Origin of the sequence: Enterococcus sp. DIV0174 (assembly GCF_050529065.1) — a bacterium.
GTDB lineage: Bacteria > Bacillota > Bacilli > Lactobacillales > Enterococcaceae > Enterococcus_B > Enterococcus_B thailandicus.
Window position 1 is genome coordinate 1558431 of sequence record NZ_CP172881.1, and the last position, 12514, is coordinate 1570944.

At 37.3% G+C, this 12514-nt stretch carries 13 protein-coding genes; 4 read left to right on the plus strand and 9 right to left on the minus strand.

Annotation, left to right across the window (positions count from 1 at the left end; translation table 11 throughout):
• Window positions 1-73: 73 nt before the first annotated feature.
• Window positions 74-1084 carry a type I glyceraldehyde-3-phosphate dehydrogenase gene (gene gap / locus IGJ93_RS07385; protein ID WP_067482348.1) on the plus strand — a complete coding sequence of 337 codons (1011 nt, stop codon included), beginning with the start codon at window positions 74-76 and terminating at the stop codon, window positions 1082-1084.
• Window positions 1085-1190: 106 nt separating this feature from the next.
• Here gap and IGJ93_RS07390 read toward each other — a convergent pair whose 3' ends face one another.
• Window positions 1191-2123: an alpha/beta hydrolase gene (locus IGJ93_RS07390; RefSeq protein WP_071868987.1), complete on the minus strand. Its 933-nt coding sequence runs from the start codon at window positions 2121-2123 to the stop codon at window positions 1191-1193.
• Window positions 2124-2478: 355 nt separating this feature from the next.
• Window positions 2479-3573: a DUF871 domain-containing protein gene (locus IGJ93_RS07395; RefSeq protein WP_067482352.1), complete on the minus strand. Its 1095-nt coding sequence runs from the start codon at window positions 3571-3573 to the stop codon at window positions 2479-2481.
• 188 nt (window positions 3574-3761) lie between these two features.
• Between IGJ93_RS07395 and IGJ93_RS07400 the strand changes: the two genes are divergently transcribed.
• On the plus strand, window positions 3762-4505 hold the full coding sequence (locus IGJ93_RS07400) for a peptidylprolyl isomerase (RefSeq protein ID WP_285700500.1): 744 nt from the start codon (window positions 3762-3764) through the stop codon (window positions 4503-4505).
• Window positions 4506-4580: 75 nt separating this feature from the next.
• On the opposite strand, the gene fabZ is transcribed toward IGJ93_RS07400, so the two are convergent.
• Window positions 4581-5021 carry a 3-hydroxyacyl-ACP dehydratase FabZ gene (fabZ, locus tag IGJ93_RS07405; RefSeq protein WP_067482356.1) on the minus strand — a complete coding sequence of 147 codons (441 nt, stop codon included), beginning with the start codon at window positions 5019-5021 and terminating at the stop codon, window positions 4581-4583.
• 240 nt (window positions 5022-5261) lie between these two features.
• Here fabZ and fabI point away from each other — a divergent pair, with 240 nt between their 5' ends.
• Entirely contained in the window at window positions 5262-6017 is a 756-nt protein-coding gene (fabI, locus tag IGJ93_RS07410; protein WP_067482358.1) for an enoyl-ACP reductase FabI, read from the plus strand.
• Window positions 6018-6162: 145 nt separating this feature from the next.
• Here the strand turns inward: fabI and IGJ93_RS07415 are convergent, their stop codons facing one another.
• Window positions 6163-7215 (minus strand): branched-chain amino acid aminotransferase, encoded by a 1053-nt coding sequence (locus IGJ93_RS07415; protein ID WP_095803685.1) that lies wholly within the window; start codon window positions 7213-7215, stop codon window positions 6163-6165.
• A 113-nt stretch (window positions 7216-7328) separates the two neighbouring features.
• Between IGJ93_RS07415 and IGJ93_RS07420 the strand changes: the two genes are divergently transcribed.
• Window positions 7329-8246 carry a mechanosensitive ion channel family protein gene (locus tag IGJ93_RS07420; RefSeq protein WP_067482362.1) on the plus strand — a complete coding sequence of 306 codons (918 nt, stop codon included), beginning with the start codon at window positions 7329-7331 and terminating at the stop codon, window positions 8244-8246.
• Window positions 8247-8499: 253 nt separating this feature from the next.
• Here the strand turns inward: IGJ93_RS07420 and IGJ93_RS07425 are convergent, their stop codons facing one another.
• The 5 genes from IGJ93_RS07425 to rph all read right to left on the minus strand — a co-directional run bounded on the left by IGJ93_RS07425 (window position 8500) and on the right by rph (window position 12514).
• On the minus strand, window positions 8500-8649 hold the full coding sequence (locus tag IGJ93_RS07425) for a hypothetical protein (RefSeq protein ID WP_249024359.1): 150 nt from the start codon (window positions 8647-8649) through the stop codon (window positions 8500-8502).
• Between the two features lie 612 nt (window positions 8650-9261).
• Entirely contained in the window at window positions 9262-9840 is a 579-nt protein-coding gene (locus IGJ93_RS07430) for a lytic polysaccharide monooxygenase (RefSeq protein WP_067482364.1), read from the minus strand.
• 190 nt (window positions 9841-10030) lie between these two features.
• Window positions 10031-10531, minus strand: coding sequence for a cyclic-di-AMP-binding protein CbpB (gene cbpB, locus IGJ93_RS07435; protein WP_067482366.1), 501 nt, complete (start codon window positions 10529-10531; stop codon window positions 10031-10033).
• Between the two features lie 111 nt (window positions 10532-10642).
• Window positions 10643-11155, minus strand: a complete 513-nt coding sequence (locus tag IGJ93_RS07440; protein ID WP_067482368.1) for a metallophosphoesterase — start codon at window positions 11153-11155, stop codon at window positions 10643-10645.
• Window positions 11156-12514: a ribonuclease PH gene (rph, locus tag IGJ93_RS07445; RefSeq protein WP_067482370.1), complete on the minus strand. Its 1359-nt coding sequence runs from the start codon at window positions 12512-12514 to the stop codon at window positions 11156-11158. It abuts the gene before it with no gap.

Sequence of the window (12514 nt, forward strand, 5' to 3'; positions counted from 1 at the left end):
AGCAAACTTAAATCGTATTAAGAGAGGTTGCGGCACTTTCACAGCCCTTAAATTAAAGGAGGAACTTTTGATTATGACAGTAAAAGTAGGTATTAATGGATTCGGACGTATTGGACGCTTAGCGTATCGTCGTATCAAAGAAGTATCTGATGACATCGAAGTAGTTGCAATCAACGACTTAACAAGTCCAACTATGTTAGCACAATTATTACAATTCGATTCAACACATGGTACTTATCCTGGAACAGTTACTGCTACAGAAGACTCAATCGTGGTTGATGGGGAAGCAACTCGTGTTTATGCTGAACCTGATGCAAGTAAAATCCCTTGGGTAAAAGAAAACGGAGTAGACATCGTACTAGAATGTACTGGTTTTTATACTTCAGAAGAAAAAGCACAAGCTCACTTGAACGCAGGCGTTAAACGCGTTGTGATCTCTGCCCCAGCTGGCGCAATGAAAACAATCGTTTATAACGTAAATGATGACACTTTAGACGCAAGTGATAAAATCATCTCTGCTGGATCATGTACAACTAACTGCTTGGCACCAATGGCTTATTTCTTAAATAACGAATTTGGTATCGAAGTTGGTACAATGACAACTGTCCATGCTTATACTTCAACACAAATGTTATTAGATGGACCAGTAAAAGGTGGAAACTTGCGTGCTGCTCGCTCTGCTGCTGACAACACAATTCCTCACTCAACTGGTGCTGCAAAAGCAATCGGTTTAGTTATTCCTGAATTGAACGGCAAATTACAAGGTCATGCTCAACGTGTCCCTGTTGTTGATGGTTCATTAACAGAATTAGTATCAATCTTAAAAACAAAAGTAACCGCTGATGAAGTCAATGAAGCAATTAAAAAACATACAATTGACAACCCATCATTTGGTTATGATGACCGCGAAATCGTTTCTGGTGATGTAATCGGAACAACTCAAGGTTCAATCTTCGACCCAACACAAACAGAAGTAACTTCAGCTGGTGATTACCAACTTGTTAAAACTGTTGCTTGGTACGATAACGAATATGGCTTCACTTGCCAAATGATTCGTTTATTAGAAAAATTTGCTAACTTATAAGAAATTTTCCAATCAAAATTTCTTACCATACTAAAAAGAGCTGAGACAGGTGTCTCGGCTCTTTTTATAGTTATTACACTGAACCACTTGATTCATCATCACATACTTAAAAATACTTCACTAGGAAATCTTTTACTACTTGCTGATATTTTTCTGGGTCAATAGCATATGCCTTAGCATGCTCCGCCCCTTTTACGATATATTTTTCTTTTGGAACATTGGTCGCTTCATAGACTTCATTTAACATTTCAAACGGAACAAACGTATCTTCATCACCGTGAATAAAGAGCATTGGCGTTTGGTTTTTCTTCAATTGTTTGACTGCACTTGCTTCATTAAAAGAATAACCTGCTCGGACTTTCGTCATTAAACTAGTCGCAGGCATCAATGGAAATGCCGGTAGATTAAACATGTCTGCTAGTTGGTATGAAAGTTCTTCATTTACAGAAGAATAGCCACAATCCTCAATGATTGCTTTCACATTTTTAGGAAGCTGCTCTCCACTGGTCATCATCACCGTTGCACCACCCATGCTGATTCCATAAAGAGCAATTTCTTCTTGTTTTCCATTTGTTTCAAGAACTTTGTTGATCCACTTTACATAGTCCTTTCTTTCTGGCCAGCCAAATCCAATATAATTTCCTTCACTTTTTCCATGTCCTCGTGCATCTGGGAGTAAGACATTGTAGCCTAAATCATGGAAAATTTTAGCATAGTTTGCCATCGTTTCAGCATCGCCCATATAGCCGTGCGCCGCAATCACTGTCTGGCTACTTGGTTTTGCTGCAGGCAGATAAATCGCAGAAAGTTTTAGTTGATCATCTGATTCGATCGTCCAATGCGTACGATTTTCTTTTGCTTTGAACCACGTTTGCGTTGCAGTTTCTTCTGCCGTTTTTGTAGTACCAGGTGTATCTTCGCCAATAAAGTCTTTTGGCGCTGGAACGATTGCATAATTATAAAAATAATTTGCTGCAAAACCTAACCCAATCGTTACTATCAGGATCACGCCAATACTAATTTTCACCCAAAGTTTCATGTTCTCCACTTTTCTCCTATCACTTAAATTAAAAATAAATCACTGAACGAATAAATTTAATCCTAAGTATAATCAATGTTTTTGTTTGATGCAAATTGATTCGATAAATAAAAAGGACCAAGACATTTACGTGTCCTGATCCTTTTTGAAGTACTTGATGGTAAAAAGCTATTTTTGAAAGCTTACTTGCCTCTTTTAATTTATTGCTTGAAGTTGACCGCTTGGAACCACAACCTTATTCACGGTGTTCCCCAAGCAACTCCTCGACATAGCTCACAATCACTTCAAAATATGAAATGCTATTTTGAGTGTCTGCTCGCTATCTTTTCGGAGCTAATCGCTTGGTGCCACAACCTTACTTCACATTTTCAATCAATTTAAAGCTTGACCAAGGTTTCAAGAAATCAAGCAAGAATAATTCATCTGCTGAAATTCGGCCGACTACATTTACACGACCGTCATTTTTCATTTCTTTCAAAGCAATTTGTGTTTCACCTTTGTACTGACCGTAGCCAACATTATCAATCAAAACATCTCCGTGAGCCATGTCACGAGTATTATGAGCTGGGAAAGGTTTATCTTTGTAATAAACACGAGTCATTGTCGAACGTAAAATATATTCTGAACGATCTCCTCGATAGCTGTGTAAGTTATCAAACAAGCAAATACGTTCGTCTTCGGTAATGCCTTCTTCTACATCGACTTTTAATGTTGGATAATCTGCATTGAAAGCTTCTGCCATTGCTTTTAATTCTTCCTCACTTGCATAAGCGTTCCCAACAGAAATATCATCAATCAAGCCAGTTAACATCAAATGTTTTACTTGCGTTGAAATTTCTAAATCACGATGGTCTTCTAATGAACACAACCCATCTTGTGTTGGCCATGGACCAAAAGTGGCAACTTGTGAATTCACAAATGCCATCGTATTCAAATTATATTTTCTGAATTTTTCTGAACAATAAACAAAGTGATCGTAACTCAAACCAGAATAGCGATGTGGGTAAAAGTTATGAGATCCCAATAAATTATTTGTGTTTGGTGAATAACTCATGATGTTATCCACGTAGTTTGTTCCAGAACTCATATTGATTTCAATTTTGATTCCATATGGGTTACGTGTCATCTTCGCTTCTTCTGCACCCGTAAAACCAATATCTAAACGTACGCCATAAGCGCCCATTTCATCAAAGAATGATAAATCATCATAAGAAATCTCAAGTTGTTCAAATAAGGCAGGATTGATATCTACCATTACTTCCATTCCTAAGCTATTCGCATAGTCGACTACTTTTGTAAATTCGGCTAATACTTGCTCTTTGTTATCATTCACTTGTAGCAAGCTTGTAAACACACGTTTAAATCCATATTTATGTGCTAAATCTAAATATGCTTTATCCTTTTCAAATGTTGAGCGTTCTGGGTAAATCGAAACTCCAAGTTTTCCCATAATCCTATTGCCTCCTAGCGGTTTGCTTTTTTGTATCCACTTACATTATAACAAACATGACACAAATGGTCTACACCTTTTACCAAAGCTTTCAAAAAGAAAAATCGCTTACTAATTTTCATTAGGTTTTTGTTCAAGAGTTTGCTATCATAAATGTAGACTATTTTTAAAGAAGAAAGGATCCAGATATGAAAAAGAAAAAATTAATGTTAACTCTTGGACTGGCTGCAGCTCTACTCGTTGTTGCAGGCTGTTCAACCAATCAAACAACTACTTCAAGCACAAAAGCAAGTACTGCAGAAAGCACGACTGAAAGTAGCGTTGACCTCAACGCTTTGGAATTACCCCAATTAACGAACGAAGTTGCTGCAAATGAATCATTAGTCGAAATGACCACTAGCGAAGGAACAATCAAAATCAAATTGTTCCCTGAATTAGCACCAAAAGCAGTTGAAAATTTTATGACGCACGCCAAAGATGGTTACTATGATGGCTTAACTTTCCATCGAGTGATCAAAGACTTCATGATTCAAGGTGGCGATCCAAAAGGTGATGGCACTGGTGGTGAAAGTATTTGGGGAGAAGGATTTGAAACAGAGGTTTCGAATCGGTTATACAATATTCGCGGTGCTCTTTCAATGGCACGCTCCGATAATCCAAACAGTAATGGTAGCCAATTCTTTATCGTTCAAAATTCTGATGACGTACACGACGGCTTACTAAAAGAGGATTACCCTCGCGCAATTATCGATGCGTATAAAAAAGGTGGTTATCCAAGTTTAGACGGTCACTATACTGTCTTTGGTCAAGTAATCGAAGGAATGGATGTCGTTGATAAAATCGCGCAAGTTGAAACTGGCAGCAATAACAAACCAACAACTGACGTAAAAATCGAAAGTATCAAAGTTTTACAAGAAGCTGAAACAAAATAAATCATTAAAAAGAGGAGAAGACTTTTCTGATAAGTCTTCTCCTCTTTTGCTTTGCCTAAATTAAAAAATTAAGTATTAAGCATCTTGGTTTACGATAAAAGTAAATTCACATTCGCAAACTTTTTTGTCATCAACGTATGCAGCTGAAAGTGCAGTACCCACAGCTCCCTTTAATTTTGTGATTTCAAAGTGACACTTCATTACATCACCTGGTACAACTTTTTGACGGAATTTTGCTTTATTGATTCCCCCAATGTAGGCACGTTTCCCTAAAAATTCTTCTGATTTCAAAATTAAAATTGAACCAGCTTGCGCCAAAGTTTCTAAAATCAAGGCTCCCGGCATCACTGGATTATCTGGAAAATGACCTTGGAAAAAATCTTCATTAATTGTGACATTTTTCGTCGCAACGATCTTCTTTCCTGGCTCTAATGTGTCCACGTAATCAATATAACAAATCGGGTAGCGATTAGGAATCAAATCCATAACTTCTGTAGCAGATAAAACATAAGACATATATATGCTCCTTCTTTCATTTCAGGCAAATGCCAATTCATTTATTACTTTGATTATCAAAGTATCATATTCCTAATTATTTAGCAATCTTTTTTTTAATATCAAAAAAATAGTTTGACAATCAAAGCATTTTGCCTAATAATAAGAAATCAAGGAAGTTATTTTCTTTTAAGCACTTATCTTTTTATTTTATTTTTTTACTAGACAACGAAATTTTTCGCGAAACAAAGGAGAGTCAATATGTCATTTTTAAAAGGGAAAAAAATCGTCATTATGGGCGTCGCAAACAAAAAGAGTATTGCGTGGGGCTGTGCCGAAGCTATGCAAAAACAAGGAGCAGAAATCATCTATACTTATCAAAATGAACGCATGAAAAAATCTTTACTAAAATTAGTTGGTGAAGATGCTTTTACTGTCGAGTGTGATGTCGCTAGTGACGAGAGTATCGAGCAAGCAATGGACGCTATCGGCGCTTACGCTGGTGAGATTCACGGACTTGTTCACGCAATCGCTTATGCAAATAAAGAAGAATTATCAGGAAATGTTTCAGATATCTCCAGAGATGGTTATCAATTAGCACAAGATATCAGTAGCTATTCCCTAATCGCTGTCACAAAATATGCGCAAAAATATTTAGCACAAAACAGCGGAATCGTCAGCATGTCTTATCTTGGATCTGAACGTGCAATTCCAAACTACAACATGATGGGAATCGCTAAAGCATCACTTGAAGCAGCCATTCGTTACTTGGCTGCAGAACTTTCACCAAAAGGTATACGTGTCAACGGAATTTCTGCTGGTGCAATTAAAACTTTAGCTGTGACAGGCGTCAAAGATTACCAAAAACTAATTCAACTATCTGAATCACGTACACCAGATCAACAAGGTGTCACAATTGAAGAAGTCGGCAATGCTTGCGCGTTCTTGATTAGTCCACTTTCAAGCGGTATGATTGGTGATATCGTTTATGTGGACAAAGGTGTTCACTTATCATAAAAATCGTTAGCATTATTTAGAAACAACTGATAAAAAAGCGGTTGGCGCTGATGCGTCACCCGCTTTTTTTCACCTACTATTTGATTGAGTAACAACAAAAGAAGCTGGAAAATAACTCTCCAGCTTCTTTGTATTTTTCTTTGTGCTAGTCCGCTACTTGGATCCAACCCTCAGGTGCTTCTACGTCACCAAATTGAATGCCAGTTAATTCGTCATATAAACGTTTAGTTACAGGCCCCACTTCAGTTTCACTGTAGAAAACATGGAGTTGATTATCATGATAGATTCCGCCAATTGGTGAAATAACTGCCGCAGTCCCACACGCACCTGCTTCTGCAAATTCATCAAGCTTGTCAATGAAGACGTCTCCTTCGATGGCATCCATCCCTAAACGTTCTTCAGCAAGCTGCAGCAACGAATATTTGGTGATACTTGGTAAAATAGATGGTGATTGTGGTGTGATGAATTTTCCATCTTTTGTAATTCCAAAGAAATTCGCCGCGCCAACTTCTTCAATTTTTGTATGCGTCGCTGGATCTAAGTACACACAATCAGAATAGTCTAATTCATGTGCTTGTGTTCCAGGTAATAAGCTAGCTGCATAGTTCCCGCCCACTTTAGCTGCTCCTGTTCCTTTTGGTGCAGCACGATCGTAATCGGAAACGATAAAGTTCGTTGGTTTTAATCCACCTTTGAAATAAGCACCAACAGGCGTACAGAAGACAACAAATAAATATTCTGGTGCTGGGTGCACACCAATATTTTCTCCTACACCAATCAATAAAGGTCGCAGGTATAACGTTGCACCTGTTCCATAAGGTGGTACGAATTCCTCGTTCGCTTTGACAACTTCCTTGACTGCATCCACAAACATTTCTTCCGGAACCATTGGCATCAATAAACGACGTGCACTTTGGTTCATTCGGCGACTATTTTGTTCAGGACGAAATAGATTGATTTTTCCATCTTTTCGACGATACGCTTTTAATCCTTCAAAACATTGTTGCCCGTAATGTAACGCAGGTGATCCTTCGTGAATCGTTAAGTAATTATCTTCTGTTAACTCACCTTTGCTCCATTCTCCATCTTTCCATTTAGCAATGTAGCGCCAAGGTGTTTTGATATATGAAAACCCAAGATTATTCCAATCTATTTGCATATTCGTGTCCCCTTCATGTTTTTCTCCATATTTTACCATTCGCTTAGTTGTTTGTCATTTTTATTTTGAAAAACACTTTTTCTCTTCCATTTTCTTTTTTTCTACTTCTTGATACAATGTTACAAAGAACGAGTGAAAGAAAAGAGGATTCTATGTATTTAGCACAAATAACAGAAACAAAAACATCATCAAGTGAAACAATTACCGACCAAGCTGTCCAGCAAGTAAATGCTTTCCAACGATTTTGGAATGAGATTGATTGGGACGCGATCCTTGCAACGTTTATCGAAAAAACACTTTATCTGATTTTTCTAGTAATTCTTTTTAGTGTTTTGAGCAAAATTGGAAAATACTTACTTGATAAGTCATTTAGCCAATATTCCAAAAAAGCCAGTTTGAACGAGAGTCGTTTAAAAACTCTCCACAGTTTACTTCATACAATTTTCCATTATACACTTGGCTTCTTCTTTATCTATGCGTTGTTGTCCGTCATCGGTGTGCCGATTGGTTCCTTATTGGCGGGTGCCGGAATCGCCGGGGTTGCCATTGGTTTAGGTGCACAAGGCTTCATGAATGATATGATTACCGGTTTTTTTATCATCATGGAGCAGCAAATGGATGTTGGTGATTATATCCAGTTAGCAAATTTGTCCATTGAAGGCACTGTTGTTTCCGTGGGGATTCGTACGTTACAGTTAAAAGCAACAGATGGAACTGTTCACTATATTCCCAATCGAAATATCACCACGATTAGTAATTTATCACGGGCAAATATGTTAGTTCGTTTAGATATCCGAATCGTCCCTGAAGAAGGCTATGATAAAATTCAAGCTGTCATTCAACAAGTCAATCAACAGCTGGCAGAAAAATATCAAAATGAGTTGCAAACTGAACCAACGATTTTCGGACTTGTTGATTTAGGTAATAGTAACTTTGCGATTCGAACAATTTGTTACGCACTAAACGGCAAACAACATGTCTTAAAAGAGGAATTCCTTAGTGCATATGTTCAAGCATTGACGACAGCTGGATTTACGATTCCGAATACGCCAGTCGGAACGGTGGGTTAAACATTAACAAATGGGCTCCTGTCATCCATAAAAGAATTCCAAATTCATTTGTGTATTGAATAAAAAGCTCGTTTTATTTCATTTAGTTTTTAGAAAATGAATGCAAGAACTATTTGTTGCTACACGAGTAAATACTATCCGTGTAGCAACAAAAAAAGGAGAAAAAGAGTAGCTACTCTTTTTCTCCTTTTTTCTATGATTTCTCCATACATCGAATGTGACACATACTTCGTGTAACAGCTTCATTCAACAATCAGTTTACATTTTTATTTATTTCGGCTCTTAGTTCAAATGCTGAAATATAATCCATAAAATAGCTGTCTTTTTTTTCAACACTTTTCGGTGAAATACCAGAAAGAATTTTAGCATCAAATCCTAGCAGAGAACTATTTGTTTCAACCATACCAACTGATTCATCAAGAAAAATATATATTCGCTTATCTTGTAGGAAAGGATCTGTCACACTTTGAATAAAGTATGGGTGCTGATAATAGTTTCTACTTTTTCATTGTCTATTACAAAGAAAAGTTTGAGTGAAACGCCTTTTGATTTATCAAAGTGGATTGAATGAATGATATTGTTTTCTAATCATTCAATCCGTTTTTGCGGAAGAAAATCAATTGGTTTTTCTTCCAGATCAACAAGTTGTTTCAAAATATCGCTTGTTCTTTTTCGATTATCAACATAGATAAACGAGTCTTGGTGCTTTATAAGTAAATCTGAAAAGTCTAACAACTATTTTTCCCTTCTCTAGCTAATAGTTAATATCTCTTGATTAACAATACTAGTAAAAATTATTTTTCTTCATTGATTACTACAGTTAAAATTATTTTTTATAGTTAATAGCTTCATATTTTTTGATATCAACCAAATACAAGTATACCAAAAAAAGAGTCAAAAACAGAAAAGTTTCGGACTCTTAAATGATAAAAAGAAATGATAACTTATGTACCATCCCTCCAAAGCTAGACTTTGAAATCAGGCACAATTTGTAATCTCTTTTTGTATTCATTTTTTATTGAACATTTACGTCCATGACTTGATAGAAAGCATTTACTGTATCACTAATATTCCAAACGGCTAGAATAAGGTGATAACCATTGCGGTTTTGTGGAACAGAGATAGTATGATTAACCAATTTTGGTGGTACTGTCGCATTGTCATTTACTTGACCAATTTGTTCGAAATCGCTAAATTTTAATGGCTGATTAGGATTCCAACCTGGTTTAGTCATGTAATAATCCCAAGTACTTGTTCGATGCTGTGCAGTTAATGTCCAAGAAACATTTAATGAACCTGTATTGATTTGACTCTTATGCCAACGAGTCGCTGTTTGTTCATCTAAAGGCTCAAAACCTGTCACACCAGCACTTGCGATTTTTCCGTCGATAAATGTATTTTTCAATGCTTCAATACTTTGTGGTTCCCACTGTGCACGACCAACGTTTTGATTCAAGTTCCCCGCAGCTGCTGTTCCAAAATAGGCACGACTACCAGGTTGTGTCACATAGCCATGTGCAAACCCAGGAAGACTAAAACCGAATAATCCAATCCCGACCAAAACCAACAATAAAACTTTACCAAGCTTTTTCATAAATGAATCTCCTCTGATTTGATAGTTACATTGTAACCGCTTACTTTTGTTTTGGAAATAAATATGCTTGGCAGTTTGGTTATTAAGTTGCACAACAAAAAAACAGACAGTGACAAAAACCTTTGTCCTGTCTGCCTTCAATCAACCATTTCACATTTAAAATAACCAATAAAATAAAATGATTGTTTTTTTAATTTAACAGATTGATCGTTTCTTTTAGTCCTTCAGTTTTAGAAGTCAAAATATTTCGTCTCTCTAATTCATGGACCATGAAATTCACCGCTTTTAATAGTTCTTTTCGAGTGATGATTCCTTTAAAAACTTTTTCTTCTGTGACAACGGGTAGAAAAGGTGAATTAACTAACAAATGCAACACATCTTCTAGCTCCCAGTTTTCGTCAACTGTCGTAACGCCAACTTCCATCACATCTGCGACCGTCAAGCCCTCTAATGGTTCCATGCTGATATTTTGCAAATCCAACATTTTATTCACTACATCAGATAAACTAATCAATCCGACAAAGCGATCGTTTTTGTCCAAAACAGGAATTTTTGAATATCCGACTTTCGACAAAACAAGTAAGCCATGAGAAAGCGGGTGTTGATAAAGAACATTTGCTACGTTTTCTGCAGGAATCAAAAATGTGTCTTGATTTTCCAACAGCAGTTCTCTTACTACAGGTCCAATCATCGAGTGGCCTCCATTCTTATTTGTTCAACAACTTTATTTTACCGAAACCGGATGCAAAATCCATAAAGAAATGATGAATTTTTAGCAAAAATTAGAAATTAATCCATAAAATCAGCGAGAAAAGTGAAAAACTAATTCTTCTACTGGTTGATGTGCGCGATTATAATAGTGCACATTGATCTCATCGGCTAAACTTTCAATGATTGCATACGATGGAATTTGAATGGGTCCGCGTGGTTGTGAAATACTACCGGGATTTAAAAATAAAATGCCATTTTCCACCTCACAACCAATCTGATGTGTGTGACCAAAAAATGCCATATTGGCTTCTACTGATTGAGCTTCTAGAGCTAACTGAGTCAAATCAAAACGAACGTTCGACAGATGTCCATGGGTAAGATAAATGGTGTCACGACCAGTATTGATGACCTTCTTTGCTTCAAACCCTGGACCGTAATCACAGTTTCCTTGGACAACCTGAAAATTTTCCCACAATGAATCGTCTGCAGGTAATTCTGAATCTCCACAATGAAAGAAAAAGTCAACTTTTGAACGATAGCGTTTGACTAAATCCACCAAAATATCACGGTCACCATGATTATCACTTACAACTAAATAGCGCATTTATTTTGCTCCTTCCAACCACTGTTGCCATTTTTGGCTCAATTTTTTCATTGCTTGTCCGCGATGACTTACTTGATTTTTTTCCTCGCTAGACATTTCCGCAGCTGTTTGCGTTGAACCGTCTGGAATGAACAACGGATCATAACCAAATCCATTTTCTCCCTCAGGAATTCTAGCAATTTTCCCGGGCCACTCTGCTTCCACCACCAAACTATCTTTATCAGGTGCTGCAAAGACTAATGTGCAATGAAATTGTGCTGTTCGTTGTTCATTGGGGACATCTGTTAACTCATGCAATAATTTTGCATTGTTTCCTGCATCACTTTTTGGTTCTCCTGCAAAACGTGCGGAATAAACACCTGGCATCCCACCTAATGCATCGACTTTCAAACCAGAATCATCTGCTAATACAGGCTGCTTTAAAATCTGTGCAATTGTTTCAGCTTTTAAGCGAGCATTTTCTTCAAAGGTTTTCCCTGTTTCTTCTACATCTGGTATTTCAGGATAGTCAAACAAGGTTTTGACTGCATATCCTTCTTTGCCAAACATTTGGCGGAATTCTTCCGCTTTTCCGGGATTTTTTGTTGCAATGACGATTGTTTTTGCTACTTCTGGCGCTTGACTTGCTTCAGTTGAAAGTTCAGTCAACAACGCATGCTTTTGCTCTGCAATCAGCTGTTCGATTGCTGATTTCCCATAAAAAAGCATGTCATTTAATTGTTCACCATCAAAAGTTGCCTCTTCACCCGTTCCTTGAATTTCCACAAATTTGCCAGATTCAGTCATTACTAGATTCATATCAACCAACGCTGCAGAATCTTCTTCGTAATCTAAATCTGCTACGCATTGACCATCAGGCAAGATTCCCACACTAATGGCAGCCAAGTGTTCTTTCAAGGGATCTTCTGTCACTTCTTTTTCTCTGACCAGTTTCTCAACCGCTAATGTTAAAGCGACAAAAGCACCTGTAATACTTGCTGTGCGTGTTCCGCCGTCAGCTTGAACTACATCACAATCAACGATGATGCTTCTTTCACCTAATTTTTCCAAATCGACGACTGCGCGCAAAGAGCGGCCAATTAATCGTTGGATTTCCATCGTTCGACCAGTTAATTTTCCTTTACTGCTTTCACGACGATTTCTAGTATTTGTTGCTCGAGGAAGCATGCTGTATTCCGCAGTGACCCAACCTGTACCAGTTCCTCGCAAAAACGGCGGAACAGAAGCTTCAATTGTCGCAGAACAAATCACTTCTGTGTCACCAAAACTGATGACCACTGATCCTTCGGGGTGTTTGAATACATTGGTACGAATATCAATTTTTCTTAATTCTTGTGCTTTTCTTCCATCATGACGCAT

What these genes read in the sequence shown, in the direction of transcription:
- IGJ93_RS07430 (WP_067482364.1), bottom strand. Translation starts at nt 9,840, where the DNA reads ATGAAAAAGCTTGGTAAAGTTTTATTGTTGGTTTTGGTCGGGATTGGA.
- IGJ93_RS07400 (WP_285700500.1), top strand. Translation starts at nt 3,762, where the DNA reads ATGAAAAAGAAAAAATTAATGTTAACTCTTGGACTGGCTGCAGCTCTA.
- rph (WP_067482370.1), bottom strand. Translation starts at nt 12,514, where the DNA reads ATGCGTCATGATGGAAGAAAAGCACAAGAATTAAGAAAAATTGATATT.
- IGJ93_RS07390 (WP_071868987.1), bottom strand. Translation starts at nt 2,123, where the DNA reads ATGAAACTTTGGGTGAAAATTAGTATTGGCGTGATCCTGATAGTAACG.
- IGJ93_RS07395 (WP_067482352.1), bottom strand. Translation starts at nt 3,573, where the DNA reads ATGGGAAAACTTGGAGTTTCGATTTACCCAGAACGCTCAACATTTGAA.
- IGJ93_RS07420 (WP_067482362.1), top strand. Translation starts at nt 7,329, where the DNA reads ATGTATTTAGCACAAATAACAGAAACAAAAACATCATCAAGTGAAACA.
- fabI (WP_067482358.1), top strand. Translation starts at nt 5,262, where the DNA reads ATGTCATTTTTAAAAGGGAAAAAAATCGTCATTATGGGCGTCGCAAAC.
- gap (WP_067482348.1), top strand. Translation starts at nt 74, where the DNA reads ATGACAGTAAAAGTAGGTATTAATGGATTCGGACGTATTGGACGCTTA.
- IGJ93_RS07425 (WP_249024359.1), bottom strand. Translation starts at nt 8,649, where the DNA reads ATGGTTGAAACAAATAGTTCTCTGCTAGGATTTGATGCTAAAATTCTT.
- IGJ93_RS07415 (WP_095803685.1), bottom strand. Translation starts at nt 7,215, where the DNA reads ATGGTAAAATATGGAGAAAAACATGAAGGGGACACGAATATGCAAATA.
- IGJ93_RS07440 (WP_067482368.1), bottom strand. Translation starts at nt 11,155, where the DNA reads ATGCGCTATTTAGTTGTAAGTGATAATCATGGTGACCGTGATATTTTG.
- fabZ (WP_067482356.1), bottom strand. Translation starts at nt 5,021, where the DNA reads ATGTCTTATGTTTTATCTGCTACAGAAGTTATGGATTTGATTCCTAAT.
- cbpB (WP_067482366.1), bottom strand. Translation starts at nt 10,531, where the DNA reads ATGATTGGACCTGTAGTAAGAGAACTGCTGTTGGAAAATCAAGACACA.